Raw genomic sequence first — 18,806 nt, 5'->3', positions numbered from 1 at the left:
GGTGAGGTCGTCCTTCCGCAAAGGGGATGGCCGTAATGGAGATGGGTTGGGCGCGAGAATAGCTCAACCGTTGCATTCCGTCATCCGACAACCATGTCGGGTTAAACATTTATACTATTTCTCCGAATGGTAGGCTTCGTCCTCTCTTCCGTCCAATCCGGCATGAATGCCCTGAAACTTTGGCCGAGGGAGCATCCCCGCAGCATGGGAAAGGGAATCCTCCATCCCCTCTCCCGGTGGGCAGCCGTCCCGTGATCAGTGTCGCACCCGCTCTGTCCTTTGCACAGCTTCCGTTGTGTGTGGGCGCAATGAACTCTTGCGAAACATTGATGAACCGGCACGACGCTGTTCGCTCATATGCGACAAATTGAAACGAATGCTGCCAATTCGTCCGATCGGACTTGGAGCCGGCACCGGACGGTGGTTCCATTGTGCTGTGGTGAGGGCGGTCATGCGCAGTGGTATGGGGGTGGCGGATGATGGGGATGGACGGTGGGCTGGACGACGAGCTGCTGTTCGGCCCGGAAGACGGCGCCGTGACCGTGGCAACGCCCCAGCGGCCGTGCGGGCTGCCCTGGCCCGTTCTGGTGGTGGACGACGATCCCCAGGTCCATGCCATGACCGCGGTTCTGCTGCGCGACTTCGATTTCGACGGACGTCCGTTCGAGGTAGTGAGCGCGCTGTCGGCGGAGGAGGCAAAGGCGGTCCTCGCCCTGCGGCCGGACCTGCCCATCGCCCTGCTCGATGTGGTGATGGAGACGGAGGATGCCGGCCTGAAGCTGGTCCGCCACATCCGGGAGGAACTGGGCAACCACCGCATGCGCATCATCCTGCGCACAGGCCAGCCGGGACAGGCGCCGGAACGCGACGTCATCGTCGGCTATGACATCAACGATTACAAAGCCAAGAGCGAGCTGACCGCCCAGCGTCTTTTCACCACCCTGGTCAGCGCGTTGCGCGCTTGGCGCGACATCGTGACGATCGAGCGCAACAGGCAGGGGCTGGAGCGGATCCTCAGCGCGTCGGCTCCGCTGTTCGAGATGCGGCCGATGCGTAGCTTCGTCGAACGGCTGGCGGAGCAGATCGCCCGCGTCGTCGATCACGGCGCCGCGCCGGCGGTGCTGGCCTGCCGGCCGGTTGCGCGTGCCGACGGTGGCCTGACCGTCGAAATCGTCGCCGGGCTGGGTCCGTTCGCCGGCAGCATCGGCATGCCGGTGGGCGACGTCCTATCTGCCGCAGCCGCCGCGGAGGTGGCGAATGCGCTCGCCACCCAGTCCAACCTCTACCGTGACGACCACTGCGTCCTGGTTTTCCGCACGCGTGAGCACGGCGTGACCATCTTCCGGCTGGAACGGACGGAGCCCTATATCGCCGACGAGCAGCGCCTGCTGGAGCTGTTCTGCAACCGCGTCGCCATCGGGTTCGACAATGTCTGCCTGTATGAGGAGCTGATGGCGCTGAACCGCTCGCTGGAACAGCGGGTGGAGGATCGCACGCTGGAACTGGCCGCCAACCAGAAGGCGCTGATCCTGGCGAAGGAACGGGTGGAACGGGCGCTGGAGCGCGAATTGCTGGCGCGCGACCAGCAGCGCCAGTTCCTGGGCATGGTCAGCCACGAATTCCGCACGCCGCTCGCCATCATCGACAGCGCCGCCCAACTGCTGGCGATGCGGGCGGGGCAGGTCGAGCCGGAGATGCTGGAACGGCTGGCAGTGATCCGCGGCAGCGTGCAGCGCCTGACCGGCCTGATCGACTCCCATCTGACCGACGAGCGGCTGCAGAGCAATGCCCTCGTCGTGGAGCGGGCCGAGGTCGACCTTCCGGACCTGATCCGCACCGTCGTCCAGCCTTTCCGCGTCGCCTACCCCGACCGCGAATTCCGGCTGACCCTGGACCGTTTGCCGCGGCGGGCGGAGATCGATGCCAACTTGATCGGTCTGGTGATCAGCAATCTGGTCAACAACGCCCTCAAATATTCCGGACCGGGTGGGCCGATCCTCCTCAGCGGCGACACCGACGGCGCCATGGCGGTGATCGAGGTGACGGACCATGGCCGCGGCATTCCCGAGGTGGAGCTTCCGCGCCTGTTCGACCGTTTCTTCCGCGGGGCAGGCGCTTCCGGAGTGCCGGGCACCGGCATCGGACTGCACACCGTCCAGCAGATCGCCCTGCTGCATGGCGGCGCGGTCGCCGTCGACAGCATGCTGGGAAAGGGATCGACCTTCCGGGTCGTGGTGCCGGTGTGATACAGCGCGATGTCGCGGCTGCTCCCAGGTTGCCTCTCCGAAAGTCTATGGTCCTTTGTCATAGGAGGTGACATAGTCGGGCGGAACCCTGGTACCGGTGGAACGTCAGGCCGCAGCCATGCTCGCCCAGCAATATGCGTCGATTAAACGCGATCTCGACGACAAGGGGATCGTGTTCTCTTTCAGCGGATATTTGTCGGAGGGGATACTTTACTCCCTGGGTGAGGCTCTGCGCGAGAAGCTGGCCTTGGAGGCGGCCGACGGGCCGACCATTCGCCGCGTCTTCTCGGTCTTCGTCGAGCAGATGCAGAACATCATCCGCTATTCGGCGGAGAAGATGTCCGGCACCGCCGGCCGCGCGGTGGAGCTCAGCGCCGGAATGGTCACCATCGGCATGGAGCGCGGCAAGGTCTTCATCGTCTGCGGCAACACCGTGCGCAACAGCGAGGTGCCCCGCCTGAAGGAACGGCTGGACCATCTGAAGAGCCTGGATCGCGACGGCATCAAGACCTACTACCGCGAGCAGCTTCGCGAGGAACCGGACGACGGCAGTCGCGGCGCCACGCTGGGATTGATCGAGATCGCCCGGCGTGCCAGCGATCCCATCGATTACGATTTCAACGCGATGGACGCCGACCGCAGCTTCTTCTGCCTCAAGGTCAGCGTATGAACGTCCGAGCCGAGCACCACGCGATGGACTGCCTGACCATTCCCGCCACCGGACGGACGCCGGGCGTGTCGTTCGACTTCGCCAGCGGCCATTTGCGCATGACCGGCGAATCCTATCCCGACGATGTCGCGGCCTTCTTCGGCCCTGTGTTCGAGGCGCTGCGCGGCTTCCTCGACGATCCCGACGGCGGTCCCATCCGCTTCGACATGGAGCTTCTCTATTTCAACAGCTCCAGTGCCAAGGCTCTGATGAACATATTCCAGATGCTTGAGACGGTGGCCAAGGGCGGGCGGCCGGTGACGCTGACATGGTGCGTCGAGGAGAATGACGAGTCCATGCGCGAACTGGGCGAGGATTTCGCGGAGGATTTGCGGCACGTCGTCTTCCAGATGCGGGAGATGCCCGCCGGCGGCCCGCCATGAGCTTCAATCTCTTCGCCGCGGAGGAGGAGGCCCTCGCCAAGGCCCGCGCTCTGGAGACGAGGCTGGGCGCGCTGGCGCCGGACTGCCTGCCCGAATTCCGCGACCTGATCGCCGCCTTCGAACTCAGCACGCGGGAGCAGCAGCGGCTCGTGCGGGTCAGCGACCGGTTGCAGGCCCAATTGAGCGACGCCATCCACGAGCTGGACCGCCAGCGCAGCGAGGCGGAAGCGGCACTCGATCACCTGCGCGAGGCGCAGGAGGCGATGGTCCAGTCGGAGAAGCTGGCGTCGCTCGGCGCGCTGGTCGCCGGCGTCGCCCATGAAATCAACACGCCGGTCGGCATCGCCGTCTCCTGCGCCTCGCATCTGGCCGACGCCACCCAGGCGATGCGCCGGCGGGCAGACGGCGGGACCTTGGGCAAGGCGGAGTTCGCCCGCTATCTCGCCACGGCGGTCGACACCACCGATCTGATCCTCGGCAATTGCGAAAGGGCGTCGCAGTTGATCGCCGGCTTCAAGCAGGTGGCGGTAGACCGCGCCAGCGCGGTGCGGCGCACCGTCAATCTCGCCGCCTATATCCAGGACACGCTGGTCAGCCTTCAGCCGAAGTTCCGGCCATCGGGCCATGTGGTGGCGGTCTATTGTCCCGCCGACCTGGAACTGGACAGCTATCCCGGCGTGCTGTCGCAAATTTTGACGAATCTGGTGATGAATGCGCTGACCCATGCCTTCGCCGACGGGCAGGCTGGGGGGATGGCGATCACGGTGGATTGTCCGGACGCCGAAACCGTACGCATGTGCTTCGCCGACAATGGCCGCGGCATGAGCGAGGAGCACAGCGCCCGGGTGTTCGAACCCTTCTTCACCACCAGGCGCGGTCGCGGCGGCAGCGGGCTTGGGCTCCACATCGTTCACAATCTGGTGGTCGGTGTTCTGATGGGCTCGATCACGGTGTGCAGCGCGCCCGAGCTGGGCACCAGTTTCACCCTGCAGTTCCCCCGCCGGACACCCGACCGCGACCTGCCGGTCGAAGCTCTGACGATGTAAAAACCGTGCTCAGCCCTGGCCCGTCCCGACCACCCGGATCGGAGCGGAGAACACGTAACCGACGCCATGCACCGACTTCAGCGGCGCAGGACCGCCGATGGCGCCCTCCACCTTGTGGCGCAGGCGGCCGACGACGGTGTCGATGGAACGGTCTTCCGGGTTCCAGCGGCGATTGTACAAAGCCTGGGAGATCTGGTCGCGGGTCGCCGGCTTGCGTGCCTGGGCGGCAAGCAGGCTGGTCAGCTTCATCTCCATGCTGGTCAGGCTGATGCGGATGCCGGCAGGATTGGTCAGGCTCCATTCCGTCGGGTCCAGGGACCAGCGCGCCTCGTCCGCCCCATCGCCGGCGGTTTCGCCGGACGCCGCACCGTTGGCGGACTGGGCGGCCGATTCCGCGGCGCGCTCGCTCAGCCGCCGCAGCAGCGACTTCACCTGCGCCTCCAGTTCGCGAAGCTCGACCGGCTTCACCAGATAGGCGTCGGCGCCGATCTCCAGCCCGACGATGCGGTCGACCGTCGAACTGCGGGCCGTGACCATGATGATGCCGGCGCCATGATGGTCGCGCAGCCGGGCCGCGATCTTGAACCCGTCCTCGTCCGGCAGATTTACATCCAGGATGACGATGGCGGCGGTGCGGGTCTGCAACAGCCGATCCAGTTCCGTCCCGTCGCGTGCGCCGATGGCATTGAATCCGCAGCTCGACAGATACTCCACCATGTCGGACCGCAAGGAATTCTCATCTTCGACCACGACGATCGTCGGACCGGCCATGCCGTGTTCTCCCTATCACCACTCCAGCGGGTGCAACATACCCTGGAATGCCTAAATTTTAAAACAAACTTGAGAGGTAGTCGCTGCTCCCGCTGCTCCCGCTGCTCCCGCTGCTCCCGCTGCGTCTGCGTCACAACCCGTCACAATATATGACATGTCTGTAACAGATTCGCACAATCGGTCCAGGACTTTTACGCCGCCCAGCGGCCGGACCCTGTGCTGGAACAAGCGACTGCGTCCGTCAGCCGCACGCGGAAACCGAACAGGGTGATGTCGTCACGCTGTTCGCGGCCGCACTGGAACCGGTCGAGCGAGCTTTCCACATCGGTCTTCAGCCGGTCCAGTGGGCTGTGGGCGCCTTGGCTCAACAGCTCGTGCAGCCTGATCCGACCGAAGCTGCGTCCGCGCTCCCCGCCATTCTGGTCGACCAGACCGTCGGTGCCCATCAGGAAGGTCTGGCCGGGCCGCAGGGCAATGCTCTGGTTGGTGAAGGGCGACTCGGCGCCACACCCGACCGGCTCGCTGCCGGTCGCGCGAAACGCGCTTGGACGATAGCCCAGGCTGCGACGGTTGCCCCGCAGTTCCGTCAGGCCGCCGTCGGCGACGACCAGCAGCGGGATACGGGCGCCGGCGAAGACCAGTTTGCCCTCGGCCGGCCGGATGTGGCACAGCCCCAGGTCGAGGCCGTTGTCGAAACAGTCGGCTCCACCGCGCGCTTCCTCCTCCTGATGCAGGGCGGCGCGGACCTTGCGGTCGACGGCGGCAAGCACCGCGGCCGGGTCCGCTGCGCCAAGCTGGTCCAGCACATTGTTGAGGATCGCGCTGGCGGTCATGGTCATGAAGGCGCCGGGAACGCCATGCCCGGTGCAGTCGGCCACAGCGACCACGAACCCGTCCTCGACCTCGCGGCAGACATAGAAGTCGCCGCTGACCACGTCGCGCGGGCGCCACAGAACGAAATGTTCGGTCAAGCCGGCCGACAGCGTGCCCGCGGACGGCAGGATGGCCGACTGGATCAGCTGGGCGTAGTTGATGCTGTCCATGATGGCGCGGTTGGTGGCGGCCAGCGCCTCGGTCCGGTCGCGGACCCGACTTTCCAGGGTGCTGGTGTGATCCTGCACCGTCGTCGCCATCCGGTTGAAGCCATCGGCAAGCACACCGATCTCATCGCTCCGCCCGGCATCCATGCGGGCGCCGTACTCTCCGCGGGCCATGGCGCTGGCCAGCTGCGTCAGGCGGCGCAATGGGCGCAGCACCATCCGGTTCAGCGTCAGCCCCAGCGCCGCCATCGCCCCCAGCAGCGACAGCAGAAGCAGCCCGGCGACCGGGATCAGCGCATCCAGCGTGGCTTGCCGCACCTCGGCCGTCGAATAGGCGATGCGCAGATGCCCGACCGTCTGCACCCGCCCTTCGCGCCCGTGCAGAAGGATGGGGCGCTCGACGGTGACGATGCCGTCGGCATCCTCGGTCTTTCCTGCGGTTTTTCCGACGGCGGTCCGTGCCAGCGGTTGCTCCCGGTCCGTCTCGAAGACGGCGATGGAGCGGATCGCCGGATCGCGGGCGGTCAGCGCCTCGATCATGCGCTGGGCGCTGCGGTTGTCCATTTCCCAGACAAAGCCGCTGAGCGCGTCGGCCTGGGTGGCGGCGACCAGCTCGGCCCGCCGCAGCAGATCCTGATGGCGCTGTCCCTCGACGATCTGCTCCGACAGCAGCATCGCGATGCTGCCGATGCTGGCCGTCGTCAGCAGGATGGCCCCGGCCACCCGCGCAAGCAGGGAGGATCGCCGGTTCAAGACAAAATCCCGCTGCGCCGCCACAGCGTTCCCAGCTGCCCGTCCGCCTCCAGACAGTCGAGCAGCCCATTGAGCCAGCCAGTGGTGAGCGCCGCGCCGTGCCGGATCAGGATGGTGTGCTCGTAAATCTGATCGGTGCGGTCGGAGACCAGGACCTGCCGGGCAAGCTCCGGCTCGCGCTGAAGGAAACGGGTCAGGAAGGATCGGGTGACGATGGCGAGGTCGGCCCGCCCGGCGACGACGCTGCGGACGTTGCCTTCATGCGTCACCGTGACGCGGGTGCGATAGCGCTGCTCCAGCCGCTTGGGGTCGGCATCGAAGCCGGCGAAGGCATAGTGATAACCGAGCCGGCCGAGGATCGTCTTCCCGGTCAGGTCGTCGAAATAACGCTGGTCGATTCCCGGCGCCGCCCTGGCGATGAACACCTCCGCATCGCGCAGGAAGGGACGGGTGGCATCGACCGGGCGGTCCTGCCAGCCCCAATTGCGGCATTCGAAGGCGATCATGTCGAACCGCCCCTGTTCCAGATCCTCGTAACGGCGCTGCGGGGCGGTCCTGACCGTCTCGAACCGGAATTCTCCCTGGACGCCGTTCAACAGCTCCAACAGATCGCGCGTGACGCCGGCGCCCGTTTCATCGACATAGGGTGGGAACTCATAGGCGCCGACCTGGATGACCGTGACGGCCGCGTGGGCCGGAGCCGGCCGGAGCCCAAGGAGCGGAAGGGTGCAGAGAAGGGGCAAGGCGGTTCCAAGAACCGTCCGGCGGGATATCGGTCCCGACATTGCGCCCCTCTCGTGCTAGCTCGAACAGATCAGGATAAGTCTACCCCGGTATGCACCCACGCCGCAATGCAGGACATTTCCTTATCAAGTCCGGCAAGACAGTCTCTCCGGTGCGGTAACGTCCTCTCAAAGTCTCAAGCCGCCTCGGTGGCCCTTTCCGTCTGGGCATCGGCCAGCGCGGCGATCTCGCCGCCGGTCAGGGTCTCTCGCTCCAGCAGGGCCTGGGCGATGCCGTCCAGGGCGGCGCGGTCGGTGCGCAGCAGCCGGCGGGCATGTTCCATGCCTTCGTCGGTGATGCGCCGGACCTCCTCGTCGATGCGCCAAGCCGTCCGTTCGGACCGGGCTCCGGGCTCGGCCGCCGCATGGGCGACGAAGCCGATCTCCTCGCTCATCCCCCAGGCGGTGACCATCCGCCGCGCCAGATCGGTGGCGGCGCGGAAGTCGGCCTCGGCCCCGGTGGTGACCTGATCGGCGCCGAAGGCGATCTCCTCCGCGGCGCGGCCGGCCATGGCGACGGCGATGTCTGCCATCAGCTTGGCACGCGAGACCGAGACGCGGTCGCCTTCCGGAAGCCGCACCACCATGCCCAGCGCGCCGCCGCGCGGGATGATGGTGGCTTTGTGGATCGGGTCGGCCTGCGGGCAGCGCAGTGACACCAGCGCGTGCCCCGCTTCATGCACCGCGATCAGCCGGCGCTCGTGGGCCGTCAGGGCGAGGCTGCGGCGCTCGGTGCCCATCAGTACACGGTCCTTGGCGGCCTCGTAATCGGCCATGGTGACGATGACGCGGCCCTGGCGCGCCGCCGACAGCGCCGCCTCGTTGGTCAGGTTGGCGAGTTCCGCACCGGAGAAGCCCGGCGTGCCGCGCGCCACCGTGCGGGCGCAGACGTCGGGGGCCAGCGTCAGACGCCCGGCATGGACGCCCAGAATGGCCTCGCGCCCGGCAACGTCGGGCAGGCTGACATGGATGTGGCGGTCGAAGCGGCCGGGGCGCAGCACGGCGGGGTCCAGCATCTCCGACCGGTTGGTGGCGGCGATCACCACCACCTCGCCGCCTTCCACGATGCCGTCCATCTCGACCAGCAGCTGGTTCAGCGTCTGCTCGCGTTCCGAATGGCTGGTCGATTCGCCGCGCTTGCCGGCCAAAGCGTCGATCTCGTCGATGAACAGGATGCAGGGGGCGTTGGCGCGGGCGGTCTTGAACAGGCTGCGCACGCGGGCCGCACCCAGCCCGACGAACATCTCGACGAAATCGGAACCCGACGCGGCGAAGAAGGGGACGCCGGCTTCGCCTGCCGCCGCCTTGGCCAGCATGGTCTTGCCGGTGCCGGGCGGGCCGACCAGCAGGATGCCCTTCGGCACGCGCGCACCGGCCATGGCGAAGCGGCGCGGGTCCTTCAGGAACTGCACCGTCTCGCGCAGCTCCTCCTTCGCCTCGTCCACGCCCGCCACGTCGGCGAAGACGGTCTTGGTGTCCTCCGGCCGCACGCGGGTGGCGCGGCCCATGCCGAAGAACTGCCCGCCGCTCATCAACAGCCCGCCGATCAGCAGGGCCACCACCACGAAGGGGGCGGCGCGGTCCAGCACACCCACCGTCTGCGCCATCAGCCCGCCGGGCCCCTCGTCGAAGGCGATGGCGACCTTGTGGGCGCGCATCTCCTTCAGCAGATCGTCGGTCACCGGCATGACGACGCGATAGCGGCTGCCGTCCGTGCCGACCGCATGGCCGGTGCCGTTGGCGAAAGTGATCGAACCGAGTTCGCCCCGCCCGGCCTGTTCGATCAGCGCGCTGTAGGTGGCCGGCCGCTCATCCGCCCGCTGGTGGTGATCGTACCAGGCGGCGAAGCCGAGCCACACGGCAAGCAGGGCGGCCAGAACAGCAAGTGCGATCAACGGGCGTTTCGGCAGCGTGGGCATGTCGGCTCCGCAAAGGGAAAAGGACTGGCTTTCGATCTATGCCATTGATGCTGGAGGGTGGGGCATGACGGCAACCGATAAGGCCCCGCGTCCCTTCTTTGACACCGTAAGCGGTGCGTTTCCGGAATGGCTCCTTTCGGATTCTACGGAGATCTCAAGCGGTTGCCGATAGGCTTCTCTTCGGACAGTATGGTCCTCCAACCAAAGTGCACCGCCCGCCGGCGCATATCGCCCGAACGATAAGGACCACACCGACATGGCCGAGGCCGCCGCCGCGGCGCCCGCCCTCCAGCTGGAAGGCGTGACCTGCACCTTTCCCTCACCCGACGGCCGGGGACGTTCCTACACCGCCGTCCAGGGTGCCAGCTTCACCGTCGCCGACGGGGAGTTCGTGTCGATCGTCGGCCCGACCGGCAGCGGCAAGTCGACGATGCTCAACGTCGCCGCCGGCCTGCTGAAGCCCAGCGAGGGCCGTGCGCTCTCCTTCGGGCAGCCGGTCACCGGCATCAATCCGAAGGCCGGCTACATGTTCCAGGCCGAGGCGCTGATGCCCTGGAAATCGGCGCTCGACAATGTCGCCGCCGGGCTGGAGTTCCGTGGCGTGTCGAAGGCCGAGGCGCGGGACCGTTCGCTGCCCTGGCTGTCGCGCGTCGGGCTGGAGGGGTTCGGCGACCGCTTCCCGCACCAGCTCTCCGGCGGCATGCGCAAGCGGGTGGCCCTGGCCCAGACGCTGATCGTTGATCCGAAGATCATCCTGATGGACGAGCCCTTCTCGGCGCTCGACGTCCAGACCCGCCAGATGATGGAGAACGAGCTGCTCGACCTGTGGGCGGCCGACCGCAAGTCGGTGGTCTTCATCACCCACGACTTGGAGGAGGCCATCGCCATGTCCGACCGGGTGCTGGTGCTGTCGGCCGGGCCGGGGGCGCGGCTGATCGGCGAATACCGCATCGACCTCGACCGTCCGCGCGACGTGGCGGAAATCCGCATGACCCCGCAGTTCCTCGCATTGCACCAGGAGATCTGGGCGCAGCTGCGCGACGAGGTGCTGAAGGGCTACGCCCAGACCAAGCTGCGGTGACGACATCATGAGATCCCACGCCAAACGCCTGCCCAGCCGTCCGGTCATCCTGCTGCTGCAGCTGGGCGTCCTGATCGCCTTCTTCCTGATCTGGCACGTCCTGACCGACACCAAGATCCTCAGCCCCTTCTTCTTCGGCACGCCGGGGGCGGTTCTGGCCCGCACCTGGGCCGACTTCGCGTCGGGCGTCATCTGGTACCATCTCGGCATTACGCTGCTGGAGACCGCGCTGGCCTTCATCATCGGCACGGTGGCCGGCATCGCCTTCGGCTTTTGGTTCGCCCGTGCGCCGTTGGTCTCCGTCGTCTTCGACCCCTACATCAAGGCGGTCAACGCGCTGCCTCGCGTGGTGCTGGCGCCGATCTTCGCGCTGTGGCTCGGGCTCGGCATCTGGTCGAAGGTGGCGCTGGGGGTGACGCTGGTCTTCTTCATCGTCTTCTTCAACGTCTACCAGGGCGTGAAGGAGGTCAGCCCGGTGGTTCTGGCCAACGCCCGCATGCTGGGCGCCAGCTCCCGCGACCTGTTCCGCCACGTCTATCTGCCCTCGGCCCTGTCCTGGGTCTTCTCCTCGCTGCACACCGCCGTCGGCTTCGCCATGGTCGGTGCGGTGGTGGGCGAGTATCTGGGATCCGCCGCCGGGCTCGGCTACCGCATCCATCAGGCGGAAGGCGTGTTCGACACCGTCGGCGTCTTCTCCGGCATGCTGGTGCTGACGATCTTCGTCGTCCTGATCGATGCCGCCGTCACCATGATCGAGAAGCGGCTTCTGCACTGGCGCCCGCAGGACACCGGCGGCGGGCAGCATTGAAATCCAATAGGAAAATTCAAAAGGGAGGCAACCAATGACGCTCAAATCGCTGATCGCGGCCGCCGCGGTCGCCCTGACCCTGGGAACGTCCGGCTTGGCCGCGGCCCAGGGCAAGCTTGAGAAGACCGACATCAAGATCGCCGTCGGCGGCAAGCCGCTGCTCTATTACCTGCCGCTGACGCTGGCCGAGCGGCTGGGCTACTTCAAGGACGCCGGGCTGACCGTCGAGGTCAGCGACTTCGGCGGCGGCGCCAAGAGCCTCCAGGCCCTCGTCGGCGGCTCGGCCGATGTCGTGACCGGCGCCTACGACCACACCATCCAGATGCAGGCCAAGGGCCAGCCCATCGTCGCGGTGACGCAGCTCGGCCGCTATCCCGGCATCGTCCTGGCGTCGGTCAACAAGTCCGGCACCGTCAAGTCGGTGCAGGACCTGAAGGGCAAGAAGGTCGGCGTCACCGCCCCCGGTTCCTCGACCAACTTCATGCTGAATCACGTGCTGACCTCGCTCGGCATGAAGCCGGAGGATGCCTCGGTCATTGGCGTCGGCGGTGGCCCCAGCGCCATCGCGGCGATCAAGCGCGGCGAGATCGACGCCATCGTCAATCTGGACCCGGTGATCAGCCAGGCCCAGGCCGACGGCGACATCACCATCCTGGCCGACACCCGGACCGAGAAGGGCACGATGGACGTCTATGGCGGCCCTTATCCCGCCGCCGTGCTCTACATGAAGCCGGACTTCATCAAGGAGAACCCGAAGACCACCCAGGCGCTGGCCGACGTCTTCGTCCGCACCATGCTGTGGCTGAACAAGGCCAGCACCGACGACGTGCTGAAGGTCCTGCCGGAGGAGTATTTCCTGGGCAATAAGTCGCTCTATGCCCAGGCCTTCGAGCATTCCAAGCCGACCTACTCGCCGGACGGCCGCTTCACCCAGGAGGGCGCCGACGCTGCCCTGAAGGTGCTGAAGGCCTTCGACCCGGCGGTGGCGTCCGCCAGCATCGACCTGTCCAAGACCTACACCAACCAGTATGTCGAGGACGCGCTGAAGCGCCTGCAGAAGTGAGCCTCCGGGCTCGCTTAGGAATACCCATAGAAAAAATGTGGGCGCGGCATTCTGTCGCGCCCTTTTTCATGCTGCACCGCCGTTAGACTGGACGAAATCGGTCCTGATTGCTCCCCGGATCAGGGCCGCCCATCCAGCAGCGGAGTGTCCCATGGCCGAAGTGATTTTCTACGGACTGGCCGGTTGCACGGCGAACGCCAGGCAGAAGCAGCAGCTGGCCGCCGCCGGCCACAGGCTGGTCGAATGCGACCTTGCCACCGCCGAGCTGACCGCCGCCGAGCTGCGTGCCTTCTTCGGCGACAAGGAGGTCGATGCCTGGTTCAACCGCCGCGCCGCAGCGGTGAAGTCCGGCGCCGTGACGCCCGGCGCCCTTGACGAGTCTGCCGCGCTGGCGGCGATGCTGGCCGACCGCGACCTGATCCGCCGTCCGCTGATCCAGGTCGGCGACCGCCGCGAGGCCGGCTTCGACCCGACCACTCTGCATGGCTGGATCGGCCTGACCTCCGGCGAAAGCTGCGACGACAAGCACGCCCGCGGCCAGTGCGACCACGGCCACCAGCATTTCGTCAAGGCGCCGGCGGCTTAACCGGACTTACTCCGAAGGCACTTCGCGCGGCTTGCGGTCCTCGCCGATGGCGACATAGGTGAAGACGCCCTCCGTCACCTTGATCGGGTCGGAGCCGGACCGTTCGCGGCGCACCCAGGTCTCGATGCGAACGCGCAGCGAGGTGCGGCCGACCTTCTCGATCCGGGCGAAGCAGCTGACCTCGTCGCCGACGAAGACCGGCTTGTGGAAGGTCATCGCCTCGATGCCGACGGTGGCGACGCGGCCATGGCTGCGCCGCACCGCCACCGTCCCGCCGGCCAGATCCATCTGTGCCAGCAGCCATCCGCCGAAGATGTCGCCGTTCGGATTGGTGTCCGCCGGCATCGCAATGGCCCGCAGGGCAGGGCCGTTGTCGAAGTCGTATGCGTCCGCTGCACTCATGCTTCCTCCGGCGTCAAAAAAATTCATCCACAAAACCATGTGGCGACGCAGTATAAGCGGCCCAGGATGCGCTTGCGCACCCCTGACGAAATTCCTATCATCCCGTCATGAGCGATCTTTTCGAGAACACGGCCCCCAAGGCCGACAGCTATTCCGCCCAGGACATCGAGGTTCTGGAGGGGCTGGAGCCTGTCCGGCGCCGGCCGGGCATGTATATCGGCGGCACCGACGACCGCGCGCTGCACCATCTGGTGGCCGAGGTCCTGGACAACGCCATGGACGAGGCGGTGGCCGGACATGCCAGCCGCATCGACCTGGAGCTGACCGCCGACTATACGGTGATGGTGCGCGACAACGGTCGCGGCATCCCCATCGACGACCACCCGAAATATCCGGGCAAGTCGGCGCTGGAGGTCATCATGACCACGCTGCACTCCGGCGGCAAATTCTCCAACAAGGTCTACCAGACCTCGGGCGGCCTGCACGGCGTCGGCCTGTCGGTGGTGAACGCCCTGTCGGACCGGCTGACCGTCGAGATCGCCCGCGAAAAGCAGCTCTACGTCCAGGAGTACAGCCGCGGCCTGCCGCAGGGGCCGCTGGCCCATCGCGGCAACGTCAACCGGCGCGGCACCACCATCCGTTTCCACGCCGATCCGGAAATCTTCGGCGAGACCGCTCATTTCGAACCGCACCGGCTGTACCGGCTGGCCCGCTCCAAGGCCTATCTCTATCGCGGCGTGGAAATCCGCTGGAGCTGCGATCCGGCCCTGCTGTCGGTCGACGCCACCACGCCCGCGTCGGAAACCCTACATTTCCCCGGTGGGCTTCAGGATTACCTGAACGCCGCGCTGAAGGACCGCAAGACCCTGACGCGCTTGCCCTTCGCCGGCGCGCTCGATTTCCCCAACGGCCAGGGCCGGGTGGAATGGGCGGTGGCGTGGCCCGACGATGACGAGGGCTTTTCGCACACCTACTGCAACACCGTGCCGACCCCGCAGGGCGGCACGCACGAGGCCGGCCTGCGCACCGCGCTGACCCGCGGCCTGAAGGCCTATGGCGAGCTGACCAGCAACAAGCGCGCCGGACAGGTCACCGCCGACGATGTGATGGGCGACGCCTGCGTCCTGCTGTCCGTCTTTATCCGCGAACCGCATTTCCAGGGCCAGACCAAGGAGAGGCTGGTGACGGCGGAGGCCCAGCGCCTCGTCGAGACCGCGGTGAAGGACCATTTCGACCATTGGCTGTCCGGCGATCCGCAGAGCGCCAACGGTCTGCTGGAACGGCTGATCGAAAAGGCCGAGGAACGGGCGCGGCGCAAGCAGTCCAAGGAGATGACGCGCAAGTCGGCCACCCGCCGCCTGCGCCTGCCCGGCAAGCTGGCCGACTGCTCGCGGAATTCTCCCGAGGGCACCGAGCTGTTCCTGGTGGAGGGTGACTCGGCCGGTGGTTCCGCCAAGCAGGCCCGCCAGCGCGAGACCCAGGCGATCCTGCCGCTCCGCGGCAAGATCCTGAACGTCGCCAGCGCGTCCGTCGACAAGATGAAGGCCAATCAGGAGCTGAACGACCTGACCCAGGCGCTCGGCTGCGGCATCGGCAAGGATTTTTCGACCGACAAGCTGCGCTACGAGCGGGTCATCATCATGACCGACGCCGATGTCGACGGCGCCCACATCGCGTCACTGCTGATGACCTTCTTCTACCGCGAGATGCCGGGCCTGATCCAGGAGGGCCACCTCTACCTCGCCCTACCGCCGCTCTACCGGCTCAGCCACGGCAACAAGCAGGTCTACGCCCGCGACGACGCCCACAAGGACGAGCTGCTGTCGAAGATGTTCAAGGGCAAGAAGCCCGACATCAGCCGTTTCAAGGGTTTGGGCGAGATGATGCCGGCCCAGCTGCGCGACACGACGATGGACCCGTCCAAGCGGTCGCTTCTGCGCGTGGTCGTGCCCAACGCCGCCGATCCGGAGGAAAAGCCGGAATGCGAGCGCACGCGGTCGCTGGTGGAGGATCTGATGGGCAAGCGTCCGGAACTGCGCTTCAAGTTCATCCAGGACAATGCGAAGTTCGTGAAGGCCGACGACATCGACGTGTGACGGGGGGCATCACCCCGCCTCTCGGCCGTTCGGCGAGGGGCAGCGGAGTTCCGCTGCCCAACGGCCGTCTTCCAAGCTGTCTGATCCGTACTTCTGATCCGTACTACGGCCCGGATCCCACCTGAAGATCGGGTGGCAAAACCTGTGCAAATTTCCCGGTTACAGAGAATGAGGCCCTGATATATCCTCCCGTGAACGGCCGGCTTGAGGGTTTTTCCCGCATCATGGCCTGTCCCTCCAGGAGGCATATGCATACCCCAGCATTTCCCGGAACAGATATCCCGGTTGACGCCATCCCGCCCGAGTTTCTGGCAGACGCGCTGACTCCGCTGATCCCATTCGTCACTGACCTTTTCATACCACAGTACCAATCCTGCGAGGTTGGACGCTGGCGGCTTCAGGTGGTTCCTCTGCTGCTGAGTCCCGGATACTGGAATCCGGCCCGGCTGACCAGGGATACCGCGATTCTCAGCCGGCGCGAGGTCGGTCAGGGCTATCGCACCTGGATGTCGATGACACCGATGGAAATCGAAAGCCAGGAGATCGGCGTGCGTGCCGCTACCGGCCACACGGTGGTGATGGGTATGGGCATGGGTTGGGCTGCGGTGAACGCGGCGCTAAGACCGGAGGTGACGCGGGTCACCATTGTCGAATTGGACCCCGACGTCATCGAGGTGAACCGGCTAATCGGTTTGTTCGACCAGCTTCCGGCCGACATCGTGGCAAAGATCGAGGTGGTCAATGCCGACGCGATGAAATACCGCTCCGACACCCCTGCCGACATGCTGATGACCGACATCTGGCTGCCGATCAACGGTGACGAGCGGATGGAGCAATCCCGGACGATGGCGCGCAACACCGGCGCGCGAAACGTCTATGTTTGGGGTCAGGAACTCGCCATTGCCCGTCGCGCTCGTGGTCTGGGGCTGGAATTGACGCACCGGACGGTCGCCCGAATTGCAGCGGAGTTCGACCTTCCCTTGGTTGGCCTGGACTGTCCCGACTATCCGGACCTGATTGCCCGCGCCGCAGACAAGTGGTTGAGAGACGTGTGACGGGCAGGAAGGCGGAGCAGGGGAGCACTCGCCCTTCCGGCAGCCGCACCCCATATCCGGCCAAGCGATACCGATGCCAGCCACACCGACGGACACCCCGATCATGCGAATGTTCCCGCCGCTCGCCGCCCTCCTGCTGGGCGCTTCCGTTCTCGCCGCCTGCACCAACGAGCGGGTCGTGGCGAGCGAGCCGACGCCGGCCTACACGCGCAGCGAGGTGGCCTATGCGGCGAGCGACCGCGACCTTCGGGTGGTGCTGCATGGCAACCCCTTCGGCCTGACGCCCGACCGCTTTGCCGAGAAGGTTCTACCCCATATGCAGGACCGGGTGTTCGGTGTGAGGACCAACCTCACCACCACGCCCAACGACACGGCTCGGCGCGATTACAAGGTGGTGCTGGCCTTCAACGTATCGGAAAACATGCTGAATTCCGCCCTCTGCACCGAAGGTCCGATCCCGACCGCTCCGCCGGGCGGACCGATCATCGTGCAGGGGGCGTTCTGCCGGTCGGGTGGCGCGCTGACCTCCGCCACCGGCTGGCTCGACCGGCCGCAGGGACCGGACGATCCGGATTTCCGCAGCCTGATCAGCGACATGACCTTCTCGCTGTTCCCGAGCCAGCGGTCGGATCTGCTCTGCGGCAGACCGGACTGCTGATCCCGGACTGCTGAGCTCCAATCGCCGCCCAGGCCGCTCAATCGCGCAGCAGCCAGTCACGCATCAGGGCGGTGACCGCCTGCGGCTGTTCCATCGCCGACAGGTGGCCGCATTCCTCGATCACCACCAGCCGCGCGCCAGGAATGGCTTCCGCCATCTCCTCATGCAGGGCCGGCGGAGTCAGGATGTCCTGGCGGCCGCAGACGACCAGCGTCGGGCAGCGGATGGCGGCAAGACCCGGCCGGCTGTCCACCCGGTTGATGATCGCCTCCTGTTCCCGCGCATAGCCGTCGACGCCCACCCGTTCCATCTGAGCCAGGACGGAGCGGACGAAGCCTTCGTCGGCCAGCCGCTCGGGATGAATCAGGCGGGGCAGGGCGGCACGGACGACCTGCCCGTAGCGGCCCTGGCGGGCGAGCGCCACCGCCTCCCGCCGGGTCGCGCTTGCCTCCGCTGTGTCGGGGCGGGCGTTGGTGTCGAGCAGGGCGAGCCGCTCCACCCGCTCCGGCGCCCGGCGCAGGATTTCCAGCGCTACATAGCCGCCCATCGACAGGCCGGCGACGGCGAACCGTTCCGGCGCCTGGGCCAGCACCTTGCCGGCCATTGCCGCGATGCCGTCGCAGTCGGCCAACTCGACCACCTGCGGATCCGCCACCTCGCTGAGATGCCGGACCTGATGGTCCCACAATGCGGCGTCCAGCGGCATGCCGGGCAACAGGATCAGGGAACGGCGGGCGGCGTTCGCAGACGCGGAGTTCGGGGGCGTGGAGTTCGGAGACATGGGGATTTTCCTGCGCTCACTTCACCAGCGCGCTGACGAGCTTGAAGACGGGAGTGCCGGCGCGCTCCATCCACTCGAACAGAACCATTTCGGTGGTGACGATGGTCACGCCGGCAGCGCGCATCCGCTCCAGCGCCATGGCGCGGTTGTCGGGCGTGCGCGACGACACGGCGTCGGCCACCAGATAGACCGCATGGCCCTGCTGGCGCAGTCCGAGCGCCGTCTGCATCACGCAGACATGGGCTTCCGTCCCGCACAGCACGATCTGGGGGCGCTTCAGCTCCGCCAGCGCGGCGTTGAAGGCCGGCTCGCCGGTGCAGCCGAAGGTGATCTTCTCGATCACCGGAGTTCCGGCCGGCAGGTCGGCGCGCACCGCCTCCACCGTCGGACCCAGGCCGCGCGGATATTGTTCGGTCAGCAGCACCGGCACCGACAGGGCGGCAGCGCCCTTCAACAGCATTCCGGCATTGCGGACGACGCGGGCGGAGTCGTGGATGGCCGGCAGCAGCCGTTCCTGCACATCCACCACCACCAGCACCGAGTCCTGGGCACGAAGAATCATCAAATGCTCTCGACCGTTCCATTTAAAGCGGACCACCCCGTTTCAGGGTGCCGGCAAGCGCCGCG

Annotated in this window: 18 protein-coding genes; 11 read left to right on the top strand and 7 right to left on the bottom strand. The window is 66.6% G+C overall.

Annotated elements, in window-relative coordinates; genetic code table 11:
* Positions 1 to 476: 476 nt before the first annotated feature.
* The 4 genes from ABNQ40_RS24440 (at position 477) to ABNQ40_RS24425 (ending at position 4,384) form a co-directional block, all read left to right on the top strand.
* On the top strand, positions 477 to 2,246 hold the full coding sequence (locus ABNQ40_RS24440; RefSeq protein WP_109050027.1) for a DUF3369 domain-containing protein: 1,770 nt from the start codon (positions 477 to 479) through the stop codon (positions 2,244 to 2,246).
* 97 nt (positions 2,247 to 2,343) lie between these two features.
* On the top strand, positions 2,344 to 2,916 hold the full coding sequence (locus ABNQ40_RS24435) for a SiaB family protein kinase (protein WP_247879802.1): 573 nt from the start codon (positions 2,344 to 2,346) through the stop codon (positions 2,914 to 2,916).
* Positions 2,913 to 3,338, top strand: a complete 426-nt coding sequence (locus ABNQ40_RS24430) for a DUF1987 domain-containing protein (RefSeq protein ID WP_247879801.1) — start codon at positions 2,913 to 2,915, stop codon at positions 3,336 to 3,338. Before ABNQ40_RS24435 ends, ABNQ40_RS24430 begins: the two co-directional genes overlap by 4 nt.
* Positions 3,335 to 4,384 carry a sensor histidine kinase gene (locus tag ABNQ40_RS24425; RefSeq protein ID WP_109050024.1) on the top strand — a complete coding sequence of 350 codons (1,050 nt, stop codon included), beginning with the start codon at positions 3,335 to 3,337 and terminating at the stop codon, positions 4,382 to 4,384. The genes ABNQ40_RS24430 and ABNQ40_RS24425 overlap by 4 nt, the downstream gene beginning before the upstream one ends.
* Before the next feature lie 9 nt (positions 4,385 to 4,393).
* Here ABNQ40_RS24425 and ABNQ40_RS24420 read toward each other — a convergent pair whose 3' ends face one another.
* From ABNQ40_RS24420 to ftsH, 4 genes are all read right to left on the bottom strand, one after another.
* Positions 4,394 to 5,155, bottom strand: coding sequence for a response regulator transcription factor (locus ABNQ40_RS24420; protein ID WP_109050023.1), 762 nt, complete (start codon positions 5,153 to 5,155; stop codon positions 4,394 to 4,396).
* A gap of 191 nt (positions 5,156 to 5,346) precedes the next feature.
* Positions 5,347 to 6,948 carry a SpoIIE family protein phosphatase gene (locus tag ABNQ40_RS24415; RefSeq protein WP_391347564.1) on the bottom strand — a complete coding sequence of 534 codons (1,602 nt, stop codon included), beginning with the start codon at positions 6,946 to 6,948 and terminating at the stop codon, positions 5,347 to 5,349.
* Complete coding sequence (locus tag ABNQ40_RS24410) at positions 6,945 to 7,691, bottom strand: ABC transporter substrate-binding protein (RefSeq protein WP_247879800.1); 747 nt, start codon at positions 7,689 to 7,691, stop codon at positions 6,945 to 6,947. The genes ABNQ40_RS24415 and ABNQ40_RS24410 overlap by 4 nt, the downstream gene beginning before the upstream one ends.
* A gap of 176 nt (positions 7,692 to 7,867) precedes the next feature.
* On the bottom strand, positions 7,868 to 9,649 hold the full coding sequence (gene ftsH / locus ABNQ40_RS24405; protein WP_109050020.1) for an ATP-dependent zinc metalloprotease FtsH: 1,782 nt from the start codon (positions 9,647 to 9,649) through the stop codon (positions 7,868 to 7,870).
* Positions 9,650 to 9,905: 256 nt separating this feature from the next.
* Between ftsH and ABNQ40_RS24400 the strand changes: the two genes are divergently transcribed.
* The 4 genes from ABNQ40_RS24400 to ABNQ40_RS24385 all read left to right on the top strand — a co-directional run bounded on the left by ABNQ40_RS24400 (position 9,906) and on the right by ABNQ40_RS24385 (position 13,187).
* Complete coding sequence (locus tag ABNQ40_RS24400) at positions 9,906 to 10,730, top strand: ABC transporter ATP-binding protein (protein WP_109050019.1); 825 nt, start codon at positions 9,906 to 9,908, stop codon at positions 10,728 to 10,730.
* A gap of 7 nt (positions 10,731 to 10,737) precedes the next feature.
* Positions 10,738 to 11,538: an ABC transporter permease gene (locus ABNQ40_RS24395; RefSeq protein WP_109050018.1), complete on the top strand. Its 801-nt coding sequence runs from the start codon at positions 10,738 to 10,740 to the stop codon at positions 11,536 to 11,538.
* Between the two features lie 34 nt (positions 11,539 to 11,572).
* Positions 11,573 to 12,601, top strand: coding sequence for an ABC transporter substrate-binding protein (locus ABNQ40_RS24390; RefSeq protein WP_109050017.1), 1,029 nt, complete (start codon positions 11,573 to 11,575; stop codon positions 12,599 to 12,601).
* 151 nt (positions 12,602 to 12,752) lie between these two features.
* A complete protein-coding gene (locus ABNQ40_RS24385; protein ID WP_109050016.1) occupies positions 12,753 to 13,187 on the top strand; it encodes an ArsC/Spx/MgsR family protein in 435 nt (144 codons plus the stop codon).
* Positions 13,188 to 13,193: 6 nt separating this feature from the next.
* Here ABNQ40_RS24385 and ABNQ40_RS24380 read toward each other — a convergent pair whose 3' ends face one another.
* Positions 13,194 to 13,589: an acyl-CoA thioesterase gene (locus ABNQ40_RS24380; protein ID WP_109050015.1), complete on the bottom strand. Its 396-nt coding sequence runs from the start codon at positions 13,587 to 13,589 to the stop codon at positions 13,194 to 13,196.
* Positions 13,590 to 13,696: 107 nt separating this feature from the next.
* Here ABNQ40_RS24380 and parE point away from each other — a divergent pair, with 107 nt between their 5' ends.
* The 3 genes from parE to ABNQ40_RS24365 all read left to right on the top strand — a co-directional run bounded on the left by parE (position 13,697) and on the right by ABNQ40_RS24365 (position 17,398).
* The gene (gene parE, locus ABNQ40_RS24375; RefSeq protein WP_109050014.1) at positions 13,697 to 15,685 is read left to right on the top strand and encodes a DNA topoisomerase IV subunit B; all 1,989 of its coding nucleotides are present in this window, start codon (positions 13,697 to 13,699) and stop codon (positions 15,683 to 15,685) included.
* A gap of 248 nt (positions 15,686 to 15,933) precedes the next feature.
* Positions 15,934 to 16,740 (top strand): hypothetical protein, encoded by an 807-nt coding sequence (locus ABNQ40_RS24370; RefSeq protein WP_247879799.1) that lies wholly within the window; start codon positions 15,934 to 15,936, stop codon positions 16,738 to 16,740.
* Between the two features lie 103 nt (positions 16,741 to 16,843).
* Positions 16,844 to 17,398 (top strand): hypothetical protein, encoded by a 555-nt coding sequence (locus ABNQ40_RS24365; RefSeq protein WP_109050013.1) that lies wholly within the window; start codon positions 16,844 to 16,846, stop codon positions 17,396 to 17,398.
* Positions 17,399 to 17,435: 37 nt separating this feature from the next.
* On the opposite strand, the gene ABNQ40_RS24360 is transcribed toward ABNQ40_RS24365, so the two are convergent.
* Together ABNQ40_RS24360 and ABNQ40_RS24355 are read right to left on the bottom strand one after the other, a co-directional pair.
* On the bottom strand, positions 17,436 to 18,179 hold the full coding sequence (locus ABNQ40_RS24360) for an alpha/beta fold hydrolase (protein WP_109050012.1): 744 nt from the start codon (positions 18,177 to 18,179) through the stop codon (positions 17,436 to 17,438).
* A gap of 16 nt (positions 18,180 to 18,195) precedes the next feature.
* Positions 18,196 to 18,741, bottom strand: a complete 546-nt coding sequence (locus ABNQ40_RS24355) for a hydrolase (protein WP_098739995.1) — start codon at positions 18,739 to 18,741, stop codon at positions 18,196 to 18,198.
* Between the last annotated feature and the right edge of the window lie 65 nt (positions 18,742 to 18,806).

This window comes from Azospirillum sp. A23, assembly GCF_042938965.1.
GTDB lineage: Bacteria > Pseudomonadota > Alphaproteobacteria > Azospirillales > Azospirillaceae > Azospirillum > Azospirillum melinis.
Note: the sequence above shows the minus strand (reverse complement) of the source record. Positions and strands in the feature narration are given on the sequence as shown.

Excerpts from the sequence above, each read along its gene's own strand:
- ABNQ40_RS24400 (WP_109050019.1), top strand. The coding sequence starts at position 9,906 with ATGGCCGAGGCCGCCGCCGCGGCGCCCGCCCTCCAGCTGGAAGGCGTG.
- ftsH (WP_109050020.1), bottom strand. The coding sequence starts at position 9,649 with ATGCCCACGCTGCCGAAACGCCCGTTGATCGCACTTGCTGTTCTGGCC.
- ABNQ40_RS24420 (WP_109050023.1), bottom strand. The coding sequence starts at position 5,155 with ATGGCCGGTCCGACGATCGTCGTGGTCGAAGATGAGAATTCCTTGCGG.
- ABNQ40_RS24385 (WP_109050016.1), top strand. The coding sequence starts at position 12,753 with ATGGCCGAAGTGATTTTCTACGGACTGGCCGGTTGCACGGCGAACGCC.
- ABNQ40_RS24395 (WP_109050018.1), top strand. The coding sequence starts at position 10,738 with ATGAGATCCCACGCCAAACGCCTGCCCAGCCGTCCGGTCATCCTGCTG.
- ABNQ40_RS24425 (WP_109050024.1), top strand. The coding sequence starts at position 3,335 with ATGAGCTTCAATCTCTTCGCCGCGGAGGAGGAGGCCCTCGCCAAGGCC.
- parE (WP_109050014.1), top strand. The coding sequence starts at position 13,697 with ATGAGCGATCTTTTCGAGAACACGGCCCCCAAGGCCGACAGCTATTCC.
- ABNQ40_RS24365 (WP_109050013.1), top strand. The coding sequence starts at position 16,844 with ATGCGAATGTTCCCGCCGCTCGCCGCCCTCCTGCTGGGCGCTTCCGTT.
- ABNQ40_RS24440 (WP_109050027.1), top strand. The coding sequence starts at position 477 with ATGATGGGGATGGACGGTGGGCTGGACGACGAGCTGCTGTTCGGCCCG.
- ABNQ40_RS24360 (WP_109050012.1), bottom strand. The coding sequence starts at position 18,179 with ATGTCTCCGAACTCCACGCCCCCGAACTCCGCGTCTGCGAACGCCGCC.
- ABNQ40_RS24370 (WP_247879799.1), top strand. The coding sequence starts at position 15,934 with ATGCATACCCCAGCATTTCCCGGAACAGATATCCCGGTTGACGCCATC.
- ABNQ40_RS24380 (WP_109050015.1), bottom strand. The coding sequence starts at position 13,589 with ATGAGTGCAGCGGACGCATACGACTTCGACAACGGCCCTGCCCTGCGG.
- ABNQ40_RS24355 (WP_098739995.1), bottom strand. The coding sequence starts at position 18,741 with ATGATTCTTCGTGCCCAGGACTCGGTGCTGGTGGTGGTGGATGTGCAG.
- ABNQ40_RS24390 (WP_109050017.1), top strand. The coding sequence starts at position 11,573 with ATGACGCTCAAATCGCTGATCGCGGCCGCCGCGGTCGCCCTGACCCTG.
- ABNQ40_RS24430 (WP_247879801.1), top strand. The coding sequence starts at position 2,913 with ATGAACGTCCGAGCCGAGCACCACGCGATGGACTGCCTGACCATTCCC.